The sequence below is a fragment of the Marivibrio halodurans genome (assembly GCF_017963645.1).
Classification (GTDB): domain Bacteria; phylum Pseudomonadota; class Alphaproteobacteria; order UBA8366; family Aestuariispiraceae; genus Marivibrio; species Marivibrio halodurans.
Map to the genome: position 1 here is coordinate 14,852 of NZ_JAGMWN010000012.1, position 21,502 is coordinate 36,353.

Consider the following 21,502-nt stretch of genomic DNA (forward strand, 5'->3'; position numbering starts at 1 on the left):
TTCCCCGGTAACGAGAGCGGATCGGCATGGACCAGGTCGTCGCCTATCTGCCGAGCATCCTGAACGGGACGCTGGTCACCATCGCGCTGGCCTTGCTCTCCCTGGCCCTGGCGGTCGCCCTGGGATTACTGGGGGCCTGGGCCAAGCTATCCGACAATCCGGGCGCCAATCGCCTGGGCGCCGCCTATACGACCCTCATCCGGGGCATCCCGGCGCTCGTCATGATGTTGCTGCTGTTCTATGGTGGACAGGAAATCGTCAATCGCGTCGGCTCCGCCACCGGGCTTTGGGAATATTACGAGATCGACCATTTCACGGCCGGTGTCTTCGTCGTCGGCTTCATCATGGGCGCCTACTATACCGAAACCTTCCGGGGCGCCTATCTCTCCATTCCGCGCGGGCAGATCGAGGCGGCGACCGCTTGCGGCATGACGCCTCCACTGATCTTCCGGCGCATCGTCTGGCCACAACTCGTGCGCTACGCGCTGCCGGGCTTCACCAACAACTGGCTGGTCCATCTGAAGGAAACGGCGCTGGTCTCCGTTCTGGGACTGGAGGAACTGGTCCGCGAGAGCTTCGTCGCCGGCCGATCGACGCGCCAACTCTTCACCTTCATCTTCGTGGCGCTGGTGATCTATCTGATCCTGACCGCGCTCTCCGAAACCGGCCTGCGCTGGCTCGACCGGCGCTACAGCCGCGGCGTCAGGAGGGCCTGAGCCAATGGCCGAAAGCGACGCGAGCGGCGGCATGATAGAGACGATCCGGCAATTCTCGGCCGAAAGCTCGCCGATCGACTTCGTCATCATCCTCGAACATGGCGATCTGTTCCTGATGGGGTTGGTGCAGACCGTGGCGCTGGTCGGGCTGGCGCTGGTGATCGGCGGAGCGCTATCGATACCGCTGTCGCTAATCCGTGCCTACCGCCATCCGGTCCTCAACCCGATCGTCTGGGTCTATACCTATACGTTCCGGGGCACGCCGTTGCTGCTGCAACTCTATCTGATCTACTACGGCCTCGGTCAGTTCGAGGCCGTGCGCGAAAGCTTCCTTTGGCCGATCATGCGCGATGCTTGGTGGTGCACGCTGTTCGCCTTCGTGCTCAATACCTGCGCCTATACGACGGAAATCCTGCGCGGCGCGATCGACGCCACCCCATGGGGCGAGGTGGAGGCCGCCAAGGCCGCCGGCATGTCGCCCGCCACCCGGGTGCGCCGGATCATCCTGCCCAGCGCTTTCCGCCGCGCCCTGCCGCAATATTCGAACGAGGTCATCTTCATGCTGCATGGCTCCGTCGTCGCCTCGACGGTGACGGTGCAGGATATCCTGGGCGTCGGCTGGACCCTGAACGGCAAATATTATCTGGCCTATGAGGGGTTCATCGCGGCCGCCGTGCTCTATGCCCTTCTGGTCTGGGGGATCAGCCGCCTGTTCCGGTATCTGGAGCGCCGCTACCTCTCCCACCTCCGCCCGAGGGACGGATCGTCCGGCGGCGGGAAACGCGGGCCGAAGGCGCCATCCCCCCAACCGGCGACGTGAGATTCGGCCTCAATCCTCCAACAGGCTGCCCTTCTTGCGATAGCCGAGCGGCTTGTCACCGACGACCTTGACCAACCGGTCCCCGGGCTGAACCAGGCGATGTTCGTTATAGGTGAAGAGACGGCCCGTCTGCGCCGTCGTCACCTCGACGCGGTTCTCGCCTGGCACGGCGGCGGGGTCGATCAGGACGGCGACGACCTCCCCCTCCTCCACCATCGCGCCGAGCGGACGCTGATAGGCTACGAGCCCCGCGATGGGGGCGTTGACGGTATCGACCGCATCCAGGCGATAGGCGGTCGATAAGCCGTCCGGGGGCGGGGTCAGCCCGTCCGCCGCGCCGGAGGCGAGCGCCCCGATCCGCGCCAGGAACCGCATCAACCCGGCCGCGTCCTGGCGTCCCAACTCGTCCGAGACATCGTTCTTCCCGCGCAGTTCGATCGTCGCGCCGAAGCAGACGGCGGGCAGGTGCTCCGCCTCCGCCACGCCCGCTTCCGCGAGGCGCCACCAAAGCTCGACCGGCGCGGTGTCGAAGGCGCCGCCACCGGCCTCCTCCTCCAACAGGACGATCCCTATGCCCATCGCCTGGGCCAGCGTCATCGCCGTCCCCGCCCGCGCCTCATTGGCATAGAGATGCGGTTCCGCCTCCCCGTCGCAATGCAGGTCGAGCACATGATCCGCGTCGGCGGAAAGCCGCATCAATGTCTTGCGCCATTGCATGGTCGGCGTGCGATCCGGCAAATCGTCGAGAGCCTCGCGCAGCGCCCCGCGCACCCGCGTCACATCCGCCGCGACATCGCCGGAGAGCGGGCCATTCAGCCGATCCTTCACCAACGGCGCGAGGTCGGCCCAATCGCGGTTGTAATTACCGCTGCCGTCATAGGCATAGCGGCCGGAAACGATACCGCCCAAGCGGTTGTCCATGCCGAGCGGATTGGCATAAGGCACGACCACGATCTCGCCCACGATCCGGCCGGCCGCGTCCGCATCGTCCAGCAGCGGCAGCAGGTGATGCAGCGCCATCAGCCCGGGCCATTCATCCGCATGCAGCGCCGCCTGGAGATAGACCTTCGGACGCGCGCCCTCCCGGCCATAGCGATGGACGACGAGGCTGCGCTCGACACCGGGCGTGGGTGCCAGAAGCGGCAGGGTCTCGGTGCGACGGGACATGGGGTAATCTCCTTGCCGATTAAGAAATCGGATGCGGCGCGAGACCAAAGGAATATGCCCGCCCCCATGGACGCGCAAGGGGGCCGGCGCTAGGCTGCACCTGAAGAGTGCCCGTCCCGAGGGTACCGGAGGAAACGCCACGTCATGTCAGAGAAACGACGTCCCGCCGGCCGCGCCACGATCCGGCGGGCCGCATGAATTTCGTTCCGATCACGGATCCACTGTTCTATCTGGTCGCGATCCCCGGCGTTCTCGTCGCCGGAATATCGAAGGGCGGATTCGGCGGCGGGTTGGGCATCGTCGCCGTGCCGGCGATGGCCCTCGTCATAGGGCCGGTGCAAGCGGCGGCGATCATGTTGCCGATCCTGTGCGTGATGGACCTGTTCGGCCTCGCCGCCTATCGGCGGAAGGCGGATTGGCGCAATCTGATGTGTCTACTGCCGGGCGCGCTCGTCGGCACAGCCATCGGCGCGCTCACCTTCCATTGGTTCGACGCGGATGCGGTTCGGCTGACGATCGGCCTCGTCGCCGTGATTTTCACGCTGCATCACTGGTCGGGCACCGGCACGCGACGCAGGCCCCCGGGCCCGGACGAAGGCGACACGATGCCGGGGCCGAGCCATGTACGGGGCGGCATCTGGGGAACATTCGCCGGTTTCACGAGTTTCGTCGCCCATGCGGGCGGCCCGCCGGTACAGTTCTACATGCTGCCGCAACGGGTCGATAAGACGCTTTATGTCGGAACGACCGTCTGGCTCTTCTTCATCGTGAATGCGGTCAAGCTGGTCCCCTATTCGACACTCGGCCTGTTCTCCGTTCAGAATCTCGGCACCTCGCTCGCTCTTCTGCCTCTCGCTCCGATCGGCATCTGGATCGGCGTGCGCCTGCATGGTCTCGTCGGCCAAGCGCTCTTCTATCGTATCGCCTATGGCCTATTGTTCCTGACCGGATTGAAGCTGTGCTGGGATGGGATCGACGGGCTCTTGCGCGTGACTTGACCGGCCGGCGCGATGGCATGGGAAGTGGGTATTGCGAGGGATCAACCGTGACAGGATTCTCGCCATGACGGACGTGAACGCCATCGCCAAGGCATCCGTGGAGGTGCGAGACATGATCGCGGCATGGGCCATGGCACGCGCCGATGGCGCACCGGTTCCATTTAAGCGCGACTTCGATCCGATAGCGATTCCACGCCTGCTGCCGCATATCTGGATCTATCGGTTCGACCCCGAGCTGGACGACTTCGTTTGTCGGCTGGCGGGCGAGCGCATCAACCTCGCCTGGGGTGCCGTCAGCTTGCGCGGACAACGGTTTCGCGATATCGTCGGGGTGAAGAATCACGCATCGGCCCTGCGCCGGTGGCTCGACGTGATCCAGACGCCCCTCGTCCAATATGGAATGCAGGAGGACCCGCTCGGCGGCACGAATCACGCCGAACGGCTGGTTCTCCCCATGGCCTCCGAGGGGGGCACGGTCGACTACACGATCGGATTGAGCCTCTATGAGCGGCGGCAGACCGACCATAAGCTGACACCCCCGGTCTGGGACAATGTTCATCGAATCGCCTGCGCGGAGTTGGACGCCGATTTCCTGGCGCGTTTGAAGCGTTAGTGCATGATGGGTCGATATGGAACCGCCCGAGATTGCCTTATGCGAGTTTATACCGGAAAAAACGCGCGGAGGCGGTTCGCATCGTCAAGCGACCGCGACACGATCCGGAAGCGCGGCGATATGTCAGACGCCGGATATCTCCCCCTCTCCTCCCAATGAATCGGTAAGCCAGGTCCCGAGGAGCTGGGCTTCCGCGCTGAGCGGCCGGTCCGCGCGGCGTACCAGGAAATATGCCCCGGGCGAGGCAATCTCCGCGTCCGTCAACCGCGCGAGGCGTCCGGCCTCCAACAACCCACCCACCATCGAGTGCCAGCCGAGCAGCGCCCCCTGCCCGTCCAGCGCCGCCTCCACCGCGATGGAATAGCTGTTGATTCGGTTAAGGCGCAGCGGCCGTGCCGGCGCGCCCGCCGCGCGCATCCATTCCGGCCAGCCGAGCCACCCTTCCTCCATCACGCCGCCGATATCGATGAGGGGCAGGCGGGCGACATCGTCCAGCGTCTCGACCGGGCCCTGTTCCGCCACGAATTCCGGAGCCGCGACGGGATAGATCCGGTCGGCGAAGAGCATCCGGCTCTCCAGCCCCGGCCATTGCCCCTGCCCGAACCGCACGGCCAGGTCGACCCGCTGCCGCGTCAGGTCGATCGTGAAGTCTGAAATGACGTGATGCAGCTTCAGTTCCGGATAGGTGCGCCAGAAATCATGCAGCCTCGGCACCAGCCAGAAGCGCGCGACGGAGGACGTGCTGCCGATCGTCACCTGCTCCCCCACCGGACCGCGAAGGCCGCGCGCCGCGCCCGCCATGCCGGCGAAGGCGGCGGACACGGCATCGTGGAAGGCCTCGCCCTCCTCCGTCATGACGACACGTCGATGCAATCGGCGGAAGAGCGGCCGACCGAACCATTCCTCCAGCCGCCTGATCTGACGGCTGACCGCCGCGGGCGTGACGTTCAACTCCCCGGCCGCGTCCTTGAAGCTGAGCCGCCGGGCCGCCGCCTCGAACGCGGCGACGGCACTGAGCGGCGGAAGGTCGTGGGGGCTCTTTGACATTACTTGAAGTTACCCGATACATGTGAATTTGTCAGCTTTACGCGCATTCCAATTTCAGATGAAAGTCATCGGACAGCCGCGCCTCGCTACCATTGCAGGAGGTGAGAGGGACATGACCGATATAGTGCGAACCGAAACAATACTGACTTCGGACAAATTAAACGTACTTCATCTCGCCTTGGAATCCGTTTCGGCCGAGGGCGGCACGGTCGGCCTGCCGAACGCCTGCTACACCGACGACGAGACCATGGAACGCGAACGCGATACCGTTTTCGCGAAGCACTGGGCGGGCCTGGGCTTCACCGCCGACATCGCCAAGCCCGGTGATTGCTTTCCGATCGATTTTCTCGGACAGCCGTTGCTGATGGTGCGGGACAAGGGCGGCGGGGCCCGTGTCTTCCACAATGTGTGCAGCCACCGGGGAATGATCCTCGTCGAGAAGGCGGGGCCCAGCAAGGGCGTGCTGCGATGCCGCTATCATAGCTGGGCCTACGACCTGGAAGGGCGGCTGAGGCGGACTCCCTATGTCGGCGGGGCGGGTCAGGACACGCACCCGGATTTCGACCCGACCTGCCACGGCCTGCGCGAGGTGCGCGCCCATGAGTGGTTGGGCGTCGTCTGGATCAATCTCGACGGCATGGCCCCGCCCTTCGAGGTGGCGAACGACCGTATCCTGGCGCGCTGGCGCGAATTCGCCGACGCACCGCTCGTCCATACGGGCGAGGACTGCCGCCTGACCTTTGAATTGGCGACCAATTGGAAGCTCGCGATCGAGAATTATTGCGAGGCCTATCACCTGCCCTGGGTTCACCCGGCGCTTAATAGCTATTCGCGGATCGAGGATCACTACAATATCGTCGAACCCGGCCATTTCTCCGGCCAGGGATCGACAGTCTACAATCCGATCCTGTCGCCCGACGGGCGCAAGTTCCCCGCCCTGCCGAACCTGAGCGCGACATGGGATACGGGTGCGGAATATGTCTCGCTCTATCCCAATGTCATGCTGGGCGTGCATCGGGACCATTGCTACGCCATCGTCGTTCTACCCGACGGGCCGACCCGATGCCGCGAGCGGCTGTGCCTGCATTATTTCGACGAGGCGGTGCGCGATCCCGACTATGCCGAATTGCGCCTGACCAACCAGCGTACCTGGTCGCAGGTCTTCATGGAGGATGTCTTCGCGGTCGAAGGCATGCAGAAGGGCCGTGCCTCCCCCGGTTTCGGCGGTGGCGTCTTCACGCCGGTGATGGACCCGCCGACGCGGTGCTTCCACGTCTGGACGGCCCAAACGATGCTGGACGGCCCGCGCGGACGGGAAGCGGCACGCGCCGCGGCGGAATAGCAACGCCGGAACGCGTACCCGGCCGGCGGTTCAAGCGGCGCGCAGACTATAAACCTTCTGCGCGCCGAACTTCTTGGCGAGCGCCATGTTGCCGATATATTCGATCGCCCAGGGTTGATCGTCGAGCCTGGCGGCCCCGCCTTCCTGCGTCGCCTCCGCCGTCAGCAGGGCAGCATATTGTTCCGAGCAATAGACTTGCCCCGGCACCGTGACGGGCTCGATCCGCGCCGCCCGGTTGACATGGCCGCCATAGAAATTCGGCCGGCCGGTCAGCGGATCGATCTCGCGATAGGCCGGTCCGGCATGGAGCGCGATGCGCAGATCCAGCTCCGCCGCCGGACCGGTGAGCCGCCCGCGCGCCGCGCGGATCGCCGCCTGCAGGGCCAGCGCATAGCGCGCCATTTCCGCCGCCGTGTCCGTGACCGCGAAGATCGCATCCCCCCAGGTGTTGAGGAAGACGGGCGTCGGCGCGTCATCGAGCCCTTCCGCCACATGGGTCAGGAAGCGGACGAAATCCGGCACATGTTCCTCATGGATTTTGGAAAAGCCGACGACATCCGCGAAAAGCAGCGCCTGGATGCCGCGTTGGCCGGTGCGTGCCTCTTCCGGGCTTGGCGCCGGGGCCTTGGCGAGCGCATCGAGCAGCCCCGTATCGGACGGCGGCGTCCCGTCCGGCGCGCGCAAGGCCGTCAAATTGATCATGCGCAGCCGTCCCGTCGGCGCCCAAAGCGCGGTCATGTCCGCCGTGCCGCCGACCAGGCGCGTCGGCGTCCCGTCCCAGAGCGACACCAGATAGGGGGCGGTGCCCAGCAGGTCCGCCCGCAATTCCGCCATGCCGGCCATGACCTGCGCGCCATAGCGGAACAGGATATCGTCGCCCAGATGCTTCTCCGTCGTGGCGTAACTCACCGTGTTGGCGAGCTTCATGATATTGTCGAACCGCTTGATCCAGTGCGGCCCCGCGGCCGCGACCGATGCCTCGACGAAATCCGCGCGCGCGAAGGGAAGGACGATATTGACCTCCGCCCCGCGCTCCGCCAACGCCTCCAGGAACAGGATATCGCCGCCCTGCGCCGCCGCCGCATAACCGATGCGGCAGTCGATTTCCTCCAGCTTCGCCGCGATCGCCGCCTTCGCCGCGCGCTCGCACCCCGCCGGGAAGCGCGCGGACGGCCGATCCGGCGCGTCGATCATATGGCCGGTGAAGAGCGCGATCGCCGGCGGGCATACCGCCGCGCGCACGGCCTCCGGCACCGCGAGGCCGCGCGCCGCCAATTGATCAAGGCGCCGATTGAGTTGCGCCGCCCCGTCGCTCGTCGGCGGGTCGCTCGCCATCAGGGCCACCGCCTCGGCGGGCGCGCCCGCGATCAACAACGCCTCGACGGAGGGCGGCGGTGCGCCCGCCGCCTCCGCCTTGGCGAGCGCCGCGCGGGCAAGCGCCTCCGCGCGCCCGCTCTCCCCCGTTAGATAAACCGCGACCGCCGCCAGCGCGCCGAGGTCCGGCCGATCGGTCAGGCGCCACCCATCCTCCAGTACATCGCGCGCGCGGGCGAGTTCCTCCTCGCCCCCCTCGCGCGACCATAGCGTCAGATGCAGCCGGCCGAGCAGCGCGAAGGACGCCCCATCGCTTCCGTCCGACGCCCGGGACAGGCCCGCCTCCGCCATCGCCTGCATGGCGGAAGCGAGGCCGGAGATCGCGTCGAGCGCCGCGTCGTCCGGCGCATCCGCCTTCGGGTCGATCGCGCGCATCACCTCGACCATTCGGTCATAGGCCGCGCGCACCCGGGGATTATTGCGTACCAGCGCGGCCTCCAGCGGCGCGGCCAGACGCTTCGCCTCCCCGAAGGCACCGGCGCTCAAGGCGGCCTCCGCGCCGAGGCGCTGAAGTTCCCGGTCGGCCGGAAAGCGTTCCAGGCCGGTACGCGCCAGATCATGCGCGACAAAATATTGACCGTCGCGGATCAAGACGCGCACGGCGCGCTCGAAATCGTCCGCCTCGTAACTGGACGGATCGAGGCCATGGCCCGCCAGCGCGGCCAGCATATCGGAATCGCTCATCGAAAAATCTCCTCCCCCTCGCCGCGCCGTCCGCGCGCCTCTAGAGCCTAACGCATCGACCGGGGCGGCGCCGGATAAACCACCGTGTCCCAGGCCCAGTTCGCCGGCGCCACGATCTGAAACCGCCCATCGCGGATCTGATAGAACAGCATCGGTTTCGCCACGTTCCGGCCGGTCTCGTCGAACCGAATTTCGCCGAACAACGTCTCCAGATTGGTTTCGGCGAGGGCCGCGCGCACCGCGTCGCGCTCCAGCGTCCCCGCCCGTTCGATCGCATCGGCCAGGACCAGCACGGCGGCACTCGACTGGGCCGCCTGATAGGTCACGGGCCGACCGGTCTTCTCCTCGTAGAAGAAGGCATATTCATTGGCCGTGCCGAACCACCGGTCGCGATAGCTGAGATACCGGTCCCATTGGGTGCCGCAGATCAGATAATCGCGCGCCGCCGGGGGACGATCGGCCAGGGCCGCCGGATCGCAATGGGTCATCGCCACCAGCGGCAGATAGATCCCCGCCGCATGCAGCGCATCGACCGCCGCCGTGCTGCCGGCCGAGAAGCCGGAGAACAACAGCGCATCCGCCCGCGCCGCTTCCGCCGCCTTGAGGATCGCGGGAAGGTTCGAGAAATCCTCCGCCAAGACCTCGTCGACCGCGATGGTCATGCCCCAGCGCATCAGTTCGTCGAGCACGCCGTCGCGAATCTCCTGCGTGCCGGCATTGCCGAGAAAGGCGAGCGCGATGCGCGCCTCCGCCGGATCGCGCCCCACCGCCAACAGTTCCTTGCCGATCAGATCGACCGTGCCGGCGAGATATTGCCGCGAGGTGGAGGGTACGGCGAACAGGTTCCGGCGGCCCTGATCGAACAGGAAGCTCGCCGTGCCGTTGGAGATCACGACCGGCATGTCGGCCGCCTCGGCGACGGCGGCGACGCTCTCGCTCAGCCCCGAGCTATAGGGGCCTAGGAGGAAATCGACCCCATCCTCCTCGATCAGCGCGCGGGTCGCGGCCGTGGCGCCCGCCGTATCCGATTCATCGTCCCGGAAGGCCAGGGCGAAGCGCGCGCGCCGCCCGTCCGCGAGGGCGATGCCGCCCGCCTCGTTCACGGTTTCCACCACCAGGGCGTAACCGTCGATCACCTCGCGCGAGATGGCGGCGAAGCGTCCGCTTTCGGAGATCGCGGCGCCGAGCGTGACGGTAACCGTCCCGTCCGTCTGCGCGCGCGCCGCGCCACCGGCGAACGACAGGGCGCCCCCCATCGCCAAACCGATGACCAAAAGGATCGGAAGAAGCCGGCGCGCCCTCATCGTCCCTCCTCCACATCGAGGAAATAGCGGTCCCGCTCCACCGGACCGAGCGGCCGGTCGCGGCGTTGGCGCGCGTGGGCGACGAGCGAGCGAGTATCCGGGAAGACCGGTGCGAGAAGAAGCGTGCCGTCGTCCAGCCCCGCCGCGACCGTGTGTCCCGTGGGATCCAACGCCGCCTCGCTGACCGCATGGTCGCTCTCCACCGGGCGGGCCAGTTCGACACCGCTCGCCGTGTCCCAGAGCCGGACCGTCCCGTCCGAGGATGCGGTCAGGAGCCGCCCGCCTTCCGCGTCGAAGGACAGCCCCTCCACCGCCCCGCCATGGCCGGCGAAAGCCGCGCGCTGATAGCCGGTGCGGGTGTCCCACAGATTGACCGTCCCCCCTTCCCCGCCGGCCGCGATCGACCCGCCGGCCGGCGCGAAGGCCAGATGATAGACCGCGCGCGATCCGCCGAGCCGCAGCACCGCCGAGCCGTCGGCCGCGTCCCACAGCACGATCCGTCCATCGGCCGACGCCGTCGCGACCTGCCCGCCGTCCGGCGCGAACAGGGCCGACGTCACCGGCGCGGCGTCGGACGCCTCCCCGCCGGGAGCGAGCCGGACGGCGGTCCAACCAGCCGACTCCCCAGTCGCATCCCCAATCGCATCCCCAGTCGCGCGCCCAGCGGCCTCATCCGCGCCATCCCCCTCACTACGATGCCAAAGACGCGCGGTCCCATCGGCCGAGGCGCTGACGAGGCGCGCGCCGTCGGGCGACCAGGCGACCCGCCGCACGGCCGCCTCGTGCCCGGCAAGCGTCGCGCGTAGCGCGCCGTCCCGGGCCGAGAAGAGCCGGACGGTTCCATCATCCGATGCGGTCGCGAGCGTCGCGCCGTCCGGCGCGAAGGCGATGTCGCGGACATCGTCCGTATGGCCGTAGAGGACCGCCAGCGCCTCCCCCGTCGCCGCGTCCCAAAGGCGCGCCGCGCGATCTTGACCGGCGGTCGCCAGACGCGCGCCATCCGGCGAGAGTTCCAGCATATGGACCCGCCCCTCATGCGCGGCGACACGCCACCCCGGATCATTCGCCGACGCGTCCCCGCCCGTGAAGGCTTCCGGCAGGTCCCATCGCGCCAGCCTCCCTTGTCGGTCGGCCGCGAACAGGACGCCGCCATCGGCCGAGAAGACGAGCCGGTCGGCCGAGCCCGCCATGCGTCCGAACAAGCGCGCCGCGCCGCCATTCATCGTCCCCTCCGCGCGCCAACGCCGAAGCCTCCCGTCGCGCGCACCGGTCAGGACATGCCGCCCATCGGCGGAGAAGAGCGCCCGGGTCAGCCCATCCTCCGAGCGCAGGGTGGCGAGCGGCCGGCCCGTCACGGTCCACAAACGCACCGTCCCGCCCGCATCGGCAGTCAGCGCACGGAGGCCGTCGCCCGCGAAGTCGACCGAAACCACGCGCGCGTCGCTCGTCGCGTCGCTCAGAACCGCGATCTGCCGGCCCGTCGGCCCATGCCAAAGAATGGCCTTGCCGTCGCGATCCCCGCTCAACAACGCGCCGCCGTCCGACGAATAGGCAAGCGCCGTCACCGAGCGGCCATGCCCGACCATCCGCGACAAGGGTCGCCCGTCGATCCCATCCACCTGCAACACCGCGCCGTCCCGGGTGCCGAGCGCGACGCGCGCGCCGTCCGGGGTAATCGCCATCGCGGTGATACCGCTTTCCGCCACGGACACGAAACGGGGGGGCTGTCCCGCCCCGGGCCAGAACACGACACGGCCCGAGAGATCCGCCGCGATCCACCCACCCGCCGGATGCGCGACCAGGGCGGAGAAACGGTCGCCGCCCGTGCGGACGCGCGCCAGGATCTCCCCCGTCTCCACCCGCGAGACGGCGAGTGTCCCGTCCCAGCCGGCGCTGGCGATATCGCCGCCGGTCGCGTCGAAGGCGAGACCCGCGATCGGCCCCGCATGCGCCGCGATCGTCGCGACCAAGGCGCCATCGGACGCGCGCCAGAGCGCGATGGCGCCGTCCGCCGCCGCCGTCGCGATCCGCCGCCCGTCGGAAGAGATCGCGGCATCCGTCAACCGCCCGCCGCGCGGATCGAGCGCGAAGACGGGCCGTTCCCCGTGCCCCGCGTTCCAGACCAGCGCGCGGCCATCGGCGCCGACGCTGACCATGCGGATGCGGTCGGGCGCGACGCGGATCGATTCCACCGCCGCGTCGTGTCCCGGCAGCCGGTCATTGCCCCGGAAGCGGCGCAATGCGTGGTAAAGCGCCGATTCCGCCTCCGCCACATAGGGGCGTTCCGGCCGGTCGAAATCCGAAGGCAGGGCGGCGAGCGCAAGTTCGAGCGCGGTTCGGAAATCGCCCGCATTCGCCCGTTCCCGACTGATCCGAGCCAGGAATTGGGATTGCTTGCGCAGCACGCGCTCGGTCTGCTTCTCCGCCCGGAGCAGCGCGACCTCCGCCGCCTCGCGCGCGGCCTCGGTGCGGCGCGCCTGGAAGGCGGTGGCGCGCGCCAGGGTCTCGGCCTCCTCCCGCGCGGTCTCGGCGTCGCGGGCGCGTGACTCGGCGACGGCGCGTTGCGCCTCGGCTTCCTTCTGCCCGCTATAGCCGAGCCACCCGCCCGCCGCCGCGACGAGCGCGAGCCCCGCCATCGCGACCGCCAGCATGCGGGTCCGCTTCAATTTGCGGCGCTGGGCCTCGGCCGCCTCTTCCTGACGGTGCTGGAACGCGGCATAGGAGGCCTCGATATAGGCGATGGTGGCCTCGTCCAGATCCTCGCGCCGCCCACGCAGAAGATCGCGGGCATCGAACAGCGGCTTGCCTTCCGACAACAGGAGATCGGGGCTTTCCCCCTCTTCCCGCCAATGGGATGCCTGATCGGCGATGCGCGCGCGCAGCCGCAGGAAATCCTTATCCGCCTGTAGCCAGACCGCCAACCGGGGCCAGCGCGTCAACAGCGCCTCATGCGCGACGCGCACATGGCTCTCGCCGCCCTCCCCGTCGATGACCAGAAGCCGGGCTTCGACGAACGCATCGACCAGCGCCGCGCGGTTCGAATCCTCCCCCACCGCCTCGACCAGCGTGGGGCGCCGGGCCGTCGGCCGGTCCTCGTCTCCCTTGGCCAGCGTGACCAGACGGCGCAGCACGGGATTCAGCGCCTCCTGCACCGCCGGCGGTTGCTCGGCAAAACAAGCCTCCGCCCGCTTGGCGAGCGCGCCTTCCAACCCGCCCAACGCCTCATAGGCATCGAAGGTGAGATACCCTTCGTCGCTGCGCGCCTCGAACAACTCGTCCAGCACGAAGCTCATCAAAGGCAGCGCGCCCGGGTCCTGGGCGGCCGCGCCCTGCAGGACCTCGTCCAGGCGTTGCTCGCGCACGGGGTCCATCTCGAAGCGCAGGCCCGCCGCGCGGGCCGGCTGGCGGATCATCTGACCGATCTCGGAGAAATCGGGGGGCAGGAGATGGATTTGCCCATCCCCTTCCATCAGGGTGACCAGTTTCTTCAGCCGCGCCGTGCGATGATAGAAATCGTCCCGCATCGTGGCGACGACATGGACCAGGCCGCTGCGGGCCAGCGCATCGATCACGTCGATGAAATGGACCGCCTGATCGTCGGTGATCGCCTCGCCGGTGAAGAGTTCCTCCGTCTGGTCGAGCGTGAGGGCGAGGCGCGCCTCGGGCCGGCGACTCAGCCGCTCGGCCTCCGCCACCTTGTCGGCCACGGCGGCGAGCGCGATGCGCAGGGGCTCGATCACGGCATCCGGCGCCCGGTCGATCAATCGGGTCAGCGTGGCCGGGTCATAACCCAGCCCCTCCAGTTCCGGCAGCGCATGCTCCGACAACAGGGCCTGGGCGATACCCCGGGCGATATCGGCCTCCCCATCGGAGGGGCGTACCGTCGCGCGCCGCCACACGCCGATGCCGTCCACCACGCCCGGCTGGCACAGGGTCGGAATCACGCCCGCGCGCACCAGCGAGGATTTGCCGCCGCCCGACGCCCCCAGCACCATGACGAAGGCCTTGCCGCGATGCGCCTGCCGGGTCAGCGCGTCCTTGACCTCGCCGATCCAGCGCGTACGGCCGAAGAAAACCGGCGCATGTTCGTACTGGAAGGCCGCCAGCCCCCGGAAGGGCGAGCCCCGGGTCCAGGTGACGGCCGGCGCGCCGCTGTCGTCGGACAGGCGTTCCGGCACCTTGGCGCGCATCAGGCGGCGCAGATGCTCCTCCGCCATCTCCTCGAAGCGATCGGGCGTGTCGAAGGGGTGGAAGGCGCTCTTGAAGCCGCTGTCGTGGCTGCCGAACCATTTGTTGAGGAAGGCGTCGAGTTTCTTCTTCTGCTCCAGCCGATCGATCAGCGCCTGCTCGTCGCTCATGTCGGAAATCGGCGGCGCGGTCTTGCGATAGACCATGATGTCCGGCTTGCCGGTCTCGCGGAAAGCGGTCAGCGCGTCCTCGAACTCCCATTCCGTGCCGGAATCATAGGTCGTGCCGTCGGTCCGCCGGAACTGATCCGGCAATCGCGTGCCGAGACGCGACCATAGGATGCAGACCACGATATCGGCGTCGGACGGTTTCTCGATCTCCTCCTGGAAATGGGCGTGGGCCCGCAGGGGTTCGTGCTCCCACAACATCGGCTTGATTTCCAGGAAGCCGGAGAACTCGCTTTGCAGCCGATCGAGAATACGCGCGCAGATCAAGCGCTCCTGGCCGACATCGCCGGGCGACGAGATGAAAACTTTGACGCTGCGCCGTGCCATGATCCGCCCAATGATTCCCGACAGTTCCGGTCGACAGCCCCACGTCCCCGGTCGGTTCGACCGCGACCTTACGACGGCGCGCGGCCGCCACCAAGCGCCGCGATTGCCGCCCCGCGTGCTTTGTGGTTTCATCCCGACGTCCCATCGAGACGGGGCCTTCAGGGGGGGATCGAAAACTGTCGCAAGCACGGAAAAACCCGCGCCGACAGACGGGGAGGCGACGACGCCACCACGCGGGGCAACCGAACGCCTCCCGCCATTTCTCGGTATTTCCACCGGCGGTCGTAGGCGCCCGGCCGGTCGACATCTACCGGCGCGCGGGTGGTGGGGCCTGACATGCGCCTGCCACTGCGCATCGCCATCATGCTATTGCTGGTTCTGGGCTTCGGGGTTGGGCTGACGGCTTTTCTCAGTCAGGCGAAGTTCGAGCGCACGCTCGAGGATCTCGTGCGCTCGCGCCTTCAAGTGGTCGCGCTCGACCTGTCGCACACGATGGAAGGCGCGCTCGGCCTCGGCCTCTCCCTGGAGGAAGCGCGCAACATCCCCGACGCGCTGGCCACCGCCGCAGCCGCGGATTCGGATATCCTGTGGATCGGCGTGCGCGATCAAACGAATAGTGTCCTCTTCGAAACCGGCACCCCGCCGCCTGAGGAACAGGGGTTGAGCGTGACGGCACCGATCGTCAACGCCTTCGACCAACCGGCCGGCCGCGTCACGGTCGTCGGATCGCGCGCGGCGGTCGGCCAGGTGGTCGCGGACAGTCTGCGGCGGCTAGGGCTGGTTTCGGCGATCGCCGTGCTGGCGGCGACCCTCGTCGGCGCGCTGCTCGCCAGTCTGGCGTTGCGCGGAATCGTGCACCGCTTCGCGGAGGCGCGCGACGCCCTGCGGGCGATGCGAAACGGCCGAACGCCGGAGATTCCACCGCCGGACGCGGATGCCACGCCGCTCGACCGGGACTTCATCGCGTTTCGGCGGCTCGCGCGCCAGGCTTTCGTCGATCTCCACCACGCGGAGCGGGAAGCCAACGGGTCCGCGCCACCGCGCGCGAAAGGCTAAGAGCGATGCAGGCCGAACAGGCGAACCGTCTTGCCCGGACCCTCAACCTCCGACTGATGGGGCTGACGGTTCTGTTGCTGGCCGCGACTCTGGGCGGCGTCGGGCTCTATGCGCTTTCACTGTTCGACGATGCCCTCGCCCCCGCGATCGACCGCAAGGCGACCACGATCGCGCGCCTCGGTGGGGATGTGATCGAACGGGGGCTGACCCACGGCATTCCTCTCGCCCGCATGACCGGGGTGGAGGAATTCCTGGCCAAGCAGGCCGAAGGCCATCCGGAAGTCCTTTACCTTAGTGTCGAGGGACCCGACGGCCGGGTGCTCCATACCCATGGGACCCCACCGGAGGAGCCCCCGGAAACCACCGGCGAAACCCCGATGGAAGGCGGGGCCGGCCGACCCTTCACCCGCACGATCCGGGGCGACGCGGTGGATCACGCGACCCCGCTCATCGCCCCGGGCGACGAAGGAAACCGGGTCGTCGGGGTGCTGCATGTCGGCGTCGACCGGGCCTTCGTGCGCAAGGAATTGCAGGATATCCTGTTCGATATCGGGGTGGTGATCTTCGCCGCCCTGCTGATCACCTTCGAGTTCCTCCTCTATCTCGTCACCACGACCTTGAGCGGCCCGATCCGCGAGGCAAGCCGATTGATCGCGCGGCTGTCGGAAGGGGATTTCACCGCCCGGGTCGGCCGCGTGGGCCGGGACGAGATCGGCCGGACCCTGGGCGCGCTGAACGATGTCGTGGACGCGGTGAACAGCCGGTACGAGGCGCTCAGGAATCGCGCCACGGGCCGGGCGCCGGCGGCGCGCCTGGCTGAAACCTACCGCTTCGCCGCCGATCACGGGGCGGAGCGGATCGACGCCGACCGGATCGCCGCGATCCGCACCCCGCTTTTCCTCTTCATCTTCGCGGAATCGCTCTCGCTCAGCTTTTTCCCGCTTTATGTCGATAGCCTGCTGGGTCCCGTGCCCTGGCTCGGGCGGGAGGTGGCGATCGGCCTGCCGATCGCGATCTTCATGATGATCTGGGCCTTCAGCCAACCGATCGCCGGCGCCTTCTCCGAGGGGCGCGGCCGGCGCCCGGCCTTCCTGATCGGCGCGGCGATCGCCATCCTGGGTTTCGCGCTGACGGCATTCGCCGGGGATTATTATCAACTCCTCGCCTTTCGCTCGCTCACCGCCTTCGGCTATGGCGCGGCCTATATCGCCTGCCAGGGTTATGTCGGCGACAACACGACCGCGGAAAACCGGACCCAGGGCTTCAACGTCTTCGTTGTCGGCTTCTTCGCCGCGACGATCTGCGGGACGGCCGTGGGGGCGATCCTGGCGGACCGGCTGGGCTATCGGACGACCTTCCTGATCGCGGCGATCCTGGCGGGCATGGCCTTCCTTTTCGTCTGGCGGCTGCTTGACGAGCGGCCGGCGGCGAACCGCGCGGCCAGCCGCTTCACGCTCGCCGACATCCGGGCCGTCTTCGCCAATCCACGGTTCCTGGGCCTGACGCTCTTCGCGGCGATCCCGGCCAAGTTCCTGCTCGCCGCCTATCTCTATTTCCTGGCGCCGCTGCATCTCGACGCGCTCGGCAACAGCCAGTCGGCGATCGGGCGCATCCTGATGATCTACGCCATCCTGATGGTCTTCCTTTCGCCCTGGACGGCACGTCTCTCGGATCGGGTGGGGCGGCCGCTCGTCTTCGTCACGGCGGGGACCGCGCTGTCGGGACTCGCGCTCTGCGCCACATTGATCGTGCCGGGCACGCCGGGCGTGCTGGCGGGCGTGCTGGTGATGGGGATCGGGCACGCGATCTCGGTCTCGACGCTGGCGACCATGGTGCCGCTGGTCGCGCGTGAGGAATGCGCGCGCCTCGGCCGCGGCACCGTTATCGGCATCTATCGGTTGGTCGAGCGTTTCGGCAGTGTTTTCGGGCCTTTCGCCGCCGGGGCGCTGCTCGCCGCCGGCGGGTTCGCGCTCTCCACGGTGGCGATCGGCGCGGGCATCGCCGCCTGCGCCCTGCTGCTGCTGCTCACCTTCCGGCTCAGCCCAATGCGCGAGAAATTTGAATAAAATTCTCGACTTTCTCGCGCTTGGTAACCTTTTGTTAGGAATTCCACGTCTATCCTTAATCCACGGCTTAGGCCGCCTTCCTAATCGGGATTGGAGGGGCAGGACATCCCGGGTTCGGGATGTTTGATACCGGATCGGACTCGCGTTCGATCGGATCAGGGCATGCGTCGCGGCGCTTGGCTGGTGGGGACCGGCAGACGCACGTATAAGGGGCGGTTCACGCGACCTGTCGCGGGGCCGCCCTTTGCCTGTTCATCTGCCGGTTCACCGCATCGCCCGCCCGCGCAATTTTATCCATTGCCGCCATGCCGGCTCTGTTCTAAAGCGCGCATCGGTCGATAATCACCATGTCGACGCGATCGGGCGGTGAAACAAAACATGACGCTTCTTCTCGGCATCGATACCGGCGGCACCTATACGGATTCAGTTCTCTTCGACGAAGCCGGCGGGCATGTCGTCTCCGCCGCCAAATCCCTCACCACCAAGCACGATCTCTCGTTGTGCGTCGGCGACGCGATCGACCGCGCGCTCGACGCCGGTCCGCCCGACGCGCGGTCGCGAATCGGGCTGGTTTCCCTCTCCACGACCCTCGCCACCAATGCGATCGTGGAGCGTCACGGTTTCCCGGTCGGCCTCGTGCTGATCGGACAATCGCGCGCCGCGCTCGACAGGGCCGGTCTCGCCGAGGCGCTCGGCGGCGATCCGGTGGTGCTGATCGCCGGCGGGCACCAAGCGGACGGGCAGGAGCAGGCTCCGCTCGACGAGGCCGCCCTGATGGACGGCATCGCCATGCTGCGGGAGAAGGCCGCCGCCGTCGCCGTCAGCGGCTATTTCGCCGTGCGCAACCCAACCCACGAACGGCGCGCACGCGACCTGATCCGGCGGGAAACGGGCATGCCGGTTTCCTGCGGCCATGAGTTGGCGAGCGCGCTCGACGCGCCGCGCCGCGCCTTGACGGCCCTGCTCAACGCGCGGCTGATCCCGCTATTGCAGCAATTGATCCTGGCCGTGCGCGACCATCTGGCGCGACGGGGAATCGAGGCGCCGTTGATGGTGGTGAAGGGCGACGGATCGCTGATCGCCGCCGAGACCGCGCTGATGCGGCCCGTCGAAACCATCCTTTCCGGCCCGGCGGCCAGCGTCGTGGGCGCGCGTGCCCTCTCCGGCGAGGCGAACTGCATCGTCTCCGATATCGGCGGCACGACGACGGATATCGCCATCCTGAACGGCGGCCGCCCGGTAATGGACCCGGACGGCGCCTCGGTCGGCGGCTACCGCACGATGGTGGAGGCGGTGGCGGTGCGGACACTCGGCCTCGGCGGCGACAGCCAGATTCGCCTCGACGACGAGAAACGGCTGGTGGTCGGACCGAGGCGGGTGGTGCCGCTCAGCCTCCTGGCGCGCGACCACCCGGCGGCGCTGGAGACCTTGCGCGAGCAGGCACGGCGCGCCTGGCCCAAGACCCATGACGGGCGCTTCGCGCTGCGCCTGCGCGGCCTGGGCGGGGCCAAGCTATCGCGTAACGAGGCGATGTTGTGGGATCGGCTCGAAACCGGACCGGTAAGCCTGGAGGCGCTGTTCGCCGGTCGCCCGTCGGAACAGCCGCTACAGCGCCTGGTCGATCGCGGCTTCGCCATCCTGGCGGGCTTCACCCCCTCCGACGCGGCCCATCGCCTCGGCCTTCAGACGGGATGGAACCTGGAAGCCGCGACGCTAGGCGCCGAGCTTTGGGCGCGGAGCGACCGGCGCCCCGGCCATCCCGTGGCACCCGACGGTGAGAGCTTCGCCCGCCAAGTGATCGAACGCGTGATCCGCCAATCCGGAGAGGCCATCCTGGATGCCGCGATGGCGGAAGAAACACGCCGTCGCGGCCGCCCGCCCCCGCCACCCTCCGCGGCGGCGTCCCCATCCGGTGGAAGCAATCGGCCCGGTGGAAGCAATCGGCGTTTCCTGGACGCGGCCCTCGCGCCGAAGGCCGATTCCGCCCCCCCGGCGGAAGAAGACGGCGATACGGATGCGGCGCCGCTCGTCTCATTCTCCGTCACCCTCAACCGCCCGCTGATCGGTATCGGCGCGCCGGCCACGACCTATTATCCGGCGATCGCGGAGCGTCTCAACAGCCGTCTGGCCGTGCCGACCCATTCGGATGTCTGCAATGCCGTCGGCGCGGTCGCGGGTGGCGTCAGCCAGAGCCAGTCCGTGCTGATCACCGCGCCGGAAGAAGGCCGATTCCGCGTGCACGGCGAAGGTGGTCCGGAGGATTTCAGCGCCCTGACGGATGCGGCCGCCCGGGCCACGGATCTGGCCCGTGGCGGGGCGGAGCGCAAGGCGCGCGAGGCGGGCGCCGACGAAATACGTGTCGAGGTCACCCGCGCCGACCGGGTGGCGAGCGTGGCCGGCGGCCACGAGGTCTTCGTCGAGAGCGCGATCAACGCCACCGCCTATGGCCGGCCGCGATTGACGCCGGGACGTCCCGGTTAAAGGATTCCCAACAGGTCACTCAACGGGTTCACCGACCGCCAATCGGCGCGCACGCGCTCGATCACCTCCGGCGTCAAATAGTGATCGACCCGCCCCCGGACATGCTCGACCAAGTCGTCGGCGCTGTTCTCGGCCGACCAATCCTCCGTGTCCTCGGCCAGATGCTTGTCGCCGCGCCTGGCATTCGCGCTCGCCACGCGCCATTTCGCGCACCAGGTGATCGACCAGAGCCACATCAGACGCCGCAGCGCCATCAGATGCGGGCGCTGCGCATCGGCGAGGTCACCGGGCAGCGCATCCAGATAGCGCGTATGGAACCGCGCGATCGCCTCGTGCCCCGGATCGGAGAAAGTCGCGACGTCCCATGTCGTCGAGGTATAGAGCGTCGCGTGCGCCAAATCGAACCCGGCCGCGCCGTAACGCGCCTTCTCCAGATCGACCAGAACGGCCCGCCCATTCGCCTCGTCCATCAGGAAATTGCCCGGATGGGCGTCGAAGGAAATCAAGGTCGTGGGGGGAGCGTCCTCCATCGCGCCGGCATGCCGCGCGGCCGCGTCGATCTCCGCCTCGATCATCCGGCGCGCATCCTGCTCCAACGCCGCCGCATCCAGATGCCGCGCATGGTCACGCACCTCCTCCAGCGTGGCGGCGTAGGCATCGCCCGGATCGGCGAGCGGCGCGCGCTCCGCCGCGGGAGGAACCGGCAGGGCGTGGATCGAGGCGAGCGCACGGGCGACCTCCGGCAGTCCTTCCGGCAATTTGACCGGCGCGCCGATGATCTCCTCGACGATAAGAGCCCCCATGGGCAATCCGGGGCAGGGACGGATTTGCCCGAAATAACGGGGCGCATGTCCGCCCGCGCTCGCCCGGCCGAAGCAGGCGGCCTGATAGTCGAGATTGCGCGCCGCGTCGAGGCGCATCTGGCTCTGCCGCGGCACGCGGAGCAGCCGTCCCGTGCCAGAGATGCGGATATGATCGTGGGCAAGCCCCGTCGTCGGCAGCGGCTCCAGCTTGCCGGGCGATATTCCGGCGAAACTGGGCACCAGCGCCAGTGCCTCGGCCAGCGCGGGGATGCTGTCCATCATTTTCACG

The 21,502-nt window shown here is 68.1% G+C and carries 14 protein-coding genes; 8 read left to right on the forward strand and 6 right to left on the reverse strand.

Annotation, left to right across the window (positions count from 1 at the left end):
* Positions 1-26 precede the first annotated feature (26 nt).
* A complete protein-coding gene (locus KAJ83_RS17625) occupies positions 27-716 on the forward strand; it encodes an ABC transporter permease (protein WP_210683436.1) in 690 nt (229 codons plus the stop codon).
* Between the two features lie 4 nt (positions 717-720).
* Entirely contained in the window at positions 721-1,536 is an 816-nt protein-coding gene (locus KAJ83_RS17630; RefSeq protein WP_246484852.1) for an ABC transporter permease, read from the forward strand.
* 9 nt (positions 1,537-1,545) lie between these two features.
* Here KAJ83_RS17630 and KAJ83_RS17635 read toward each other — a convergent pair whose 3' ends face one another.
* Positions 1,546-2,703, reverse strand: a complete 1,158-nt coding sequence (locus KAJ83_RS17635) for a succinylglutamate desuccinylase/aspartoacylase family protein (RefSeq protein ID WP_210683437.1) — start codon at positions 2,701-2,703, stop codon at positions 1,546-1,548.
* Between the two features lie 194 nt (positions 2,704-2,897).
* Between KAJ83_RS17635 and KAJ83_RS17640 the strand changes: the two genes are divergently transcribed.
* The gene (locus KAJ83_RS17640) at positions 2,898-3,701 is read left to right on the forward strand and encodes a sulfite exporter TauE/SafE family protein (protein ID WP_210683438.1); all 804 of its coding nucleotides are present in this window, start codon (positions 2,898-2,900) and stop codon (positions 3,699-3,701) included.
* A 64-nt stretch (positions 3,702-3,765) separates the two neighbouring features.
* Positions 3,766-4,314 carry a PAS domain-containing protein gene (locus KAJ83_RS17645; protein ID WP_210683439.1) on the forward strand — a complete coding sequence of 183 codons (549 nt, stop codon included), beginning with the start codon at positions 3,766-3,768 and terminating at the stop codon, positions 4,312-4,314.
* Positions 4,315-4,437: 123 nt separating this feature from the next.
* Here the strand turns inward: KAJ83_RS17645 and KAJ83_RS17650 are convergent, their stop codons facing one another.
* A complete protein-coding gene (locus KAJ83_RS17650; RefSeq protein WP_210683440.1) occupies positions 4,438-5,361 on the reverse strand; it encodes a LysR substrate-binding domain-containing protein in 924 nt (307 codons plus the stop codon).
* A gap of 112 nt (positions 5,362-5,473) precedes the next feature.
* Between KAJ83_RS17650 and KAJ83_RS17655 the strand changes: the two genes are divergently transcribed.
* The gene (locus KAJ83_RS17655) at positions 5,474-6,703 is read left to right on the forward strand and encodes an aromatic ring-hydroxylating oxygenase subunit alpha (RefSeq protein ID WP_210683441.1); all 1,230 of its coding nucleotides are present in this window, start codon (positions 5,474-5,476) and stop codon (positions 6,701-6,703) included.
* 30 nt (positions 6,704-6,733) lie between these two features.
* Here the strand turns inward: KAJ83_RS17655 and KAJ83_RS17660 are convergent, their stop codons facing one another.
* Genes KAJ83_RS17660 through KAJ83_RS17670 form a run of 3 tightly spaced genes read right to left on the reverse strand, consistent with a single transcriptional unit; the run spans position 6,734 to position 14,807 of the window.
* On the reverse strand, positions 6,734-8,761 hold the full coding sequence (locus tag KAJ83_RS17660) for an adenylate/guanylate cyclase domain-containing protein (protein WP_210683442.1): 2,028 nt from the start codon (positions 8,759-8,761) through the stop codon (positions 6,734-6,736).
* Between the two features lie 47 nt (positions 8,762-8,808).
* Positions 8,809-10,065 carry an ABC transporter substrate-binding protein gene (locus KAJ83_RS17665; RefSeq protein ID WP_210683443.1) on the reverse strand — a complete coding sequence of 419 codons (1,257 nt, stop codon included), beginning with the start codon at positions 10,063-10,065 and terminating at the stop codon, positions 8,809-8,811.
* Complete coding sequence (locus KAJ83_RS17670; RefSeq protein WP_210683444.1) at positions 10,062-14,807, reverse strand: nSTAND1 domain-containing NTPase; 4,746 nt, start codon at positions 14,805-14,807, stop codon at positions 10,062-10,064. The genes KAJ83_RS17665 and KAJ83_RS17670 overlap by 4 nt, the downstream gene beginning before the upstream one ends.
* 336 nt (positions 14,808-15,143) lie before the next feature.
* On the opposite strand from KAJ83_RS17670, the gene KAJ83_RS17675 reads away from it, so the two are divergent.
* The 3 genes from KAJ83_RS17675 to KAJ83_RS17685 all read left to right on the forward strand — a co-directional run bounded on the left by KAJ83_RS17675 (position 15,144) and on the right by KAJ83_RS17685 (position 20,410).
* Complete coding sequence (locus KAJ83_RS17675; RefSeq protein ID WP_210683445.1) at positions 15,144-15,863, forward strand: hypothetical protein; 720 nt, start codon at positions 15,144-15,146, stop codon at positions 15,861-15,863.
* 5 nt (positions 15,864-15,868) lie between these two features.
* A complete protein-coding gene (locus KAJ83_RS17680) occupies positions 15,869-17,929 on the forward strand; it encodes an MFS transporter (RefSeq protein WP_210683446.1) in 2,061 nt (686 codons plus the stop codon).
* Positions 17,930-18,307: 378 nt separating this feature from the next.
* Positions 18,308-20,410, forward strand: a complete 2,103-nt coding sequence (locus KAJ83_RS17685) for a hydantoinase/oxoprolinase family protein (RefSeq protein WP_210683447.1) — start codon at positions 18,308-18,310, stop codon at positions 20,408-20,410.
* Here KAJ83_RS17685 and KAJ83_RS17690 read toward each other — a convergent pair.
* Positions 20,407-21,495, reverse strand: coding sequence for an aminoglycoside phosphotransferase family protein (locus tag KAJ83_RS17690; RefSeq protein WP_210683448.1), 1,089 nt, complete (start codon positions 21,493-21,495; stop codon positions 20,407-20,409). The genes KAJ83_RS17685 and KAJ83_RS17690 overlap by 4 nt on opposite strands.
* Positions 21,496-21,502 lie beyond the last annotated feature (7 nt).

Coding starts and splice junctions, on each gene's coding strand:
- KAJ83_RS17670 (WP_210683444.1), bottom strand. CDS start 14,807: ATGGCACGGCGCAGCGTCAAAGTTTTCATCTCGTCGCCCGGCGATGTC.
- KAJ83_RS17665 (WP_210683443.1), bottom strand. CDS start 10,065: ATGAGGGCGCGCCGGCTTCTTCCGATCCTTTTGGTCATCGGTTTGGCG.
- KAJ83_RS17650 (WP_210683440.1), bottom strand. CDS start 5,361: ATGTCAAAGAGCCCCCACGACCTTCCGCCGCTCAGTGCCGTCGCCGCG.
- KAJ83_RS17690 (WP_210683448.1), bottom strand. CDS start 21,495: ATGATGGACAGCATCCCCGCGCTGGCCGAGGCACTGGCGCTGGTGCCC.
- KAJ83_RS17645 (WP_210683439.1), top strand. CDS start 3,766: ATGACGGACGTGAACGCCATCGCCAAGGCATCCGTGGAGGTGCGAGAC.
- KAJ83_RS17680 (WP_210683446.1), top strand. CDS start 15,869: ATGCAGGCCGAACAGGCGAACCGTCTTGCCCGGACCCTCAACCTCCGA.
- KAJ83_RS17625 (WP_210683436.1), top strand. CDS start 27: ATGGACCAGGTCGTCGCCTATCTGCCGAGCATCCTGAACGGGACGCTG.
- KAJ83_RS17640 (WP_210683438.1), top strand. CDS start 2,898: ATGAATTTCGTTCCGATCACGGATCCACTGTTCTATCTGGTCGCGATC.
- KAJ83_RS17685 (WP_210683447.1), top strand. CDS start 18,308: ATGACGCTTCTTCTCGGCATCGATACCGGCGGCACCTATACGGATTCA.
- KAJ83_RS17660 (WP_210683442.1), bottom strand. CDS start 8,761: ATGAGCGATTCCGATATGCTGGCCGCGCTGGCGGGCCATGGCCTCGAT.
- KAJ83_RS17630 (WP_246484852.1), top strand. CDS start 721: ATGGCCGAAAGCGACGCGAGCGGCGGCATGATAGAGACGATCCGGCAA.
- KAJ83_RS17635 (WP_210683437.1), bottom strand. CDS start 2,703: ATGTCCCGTCGCACCGAGACCCTGCCGCTTCTGGCACCCACGCCCGGT.
- KAJ83_RS17655 (WP_210683441.1), top strand. CDS start 5,474: ATGACCGATATAGTGCGAACCGAAACAATACTGACTTCGGACAAATTA.
- KAJ83_RS17675 (WP_210683445.1), top strand. CDS start 15,144: ATGCGCCTGCCACTGCGCATCGCCATCATGCTATTGCTGGTTCTGGGC.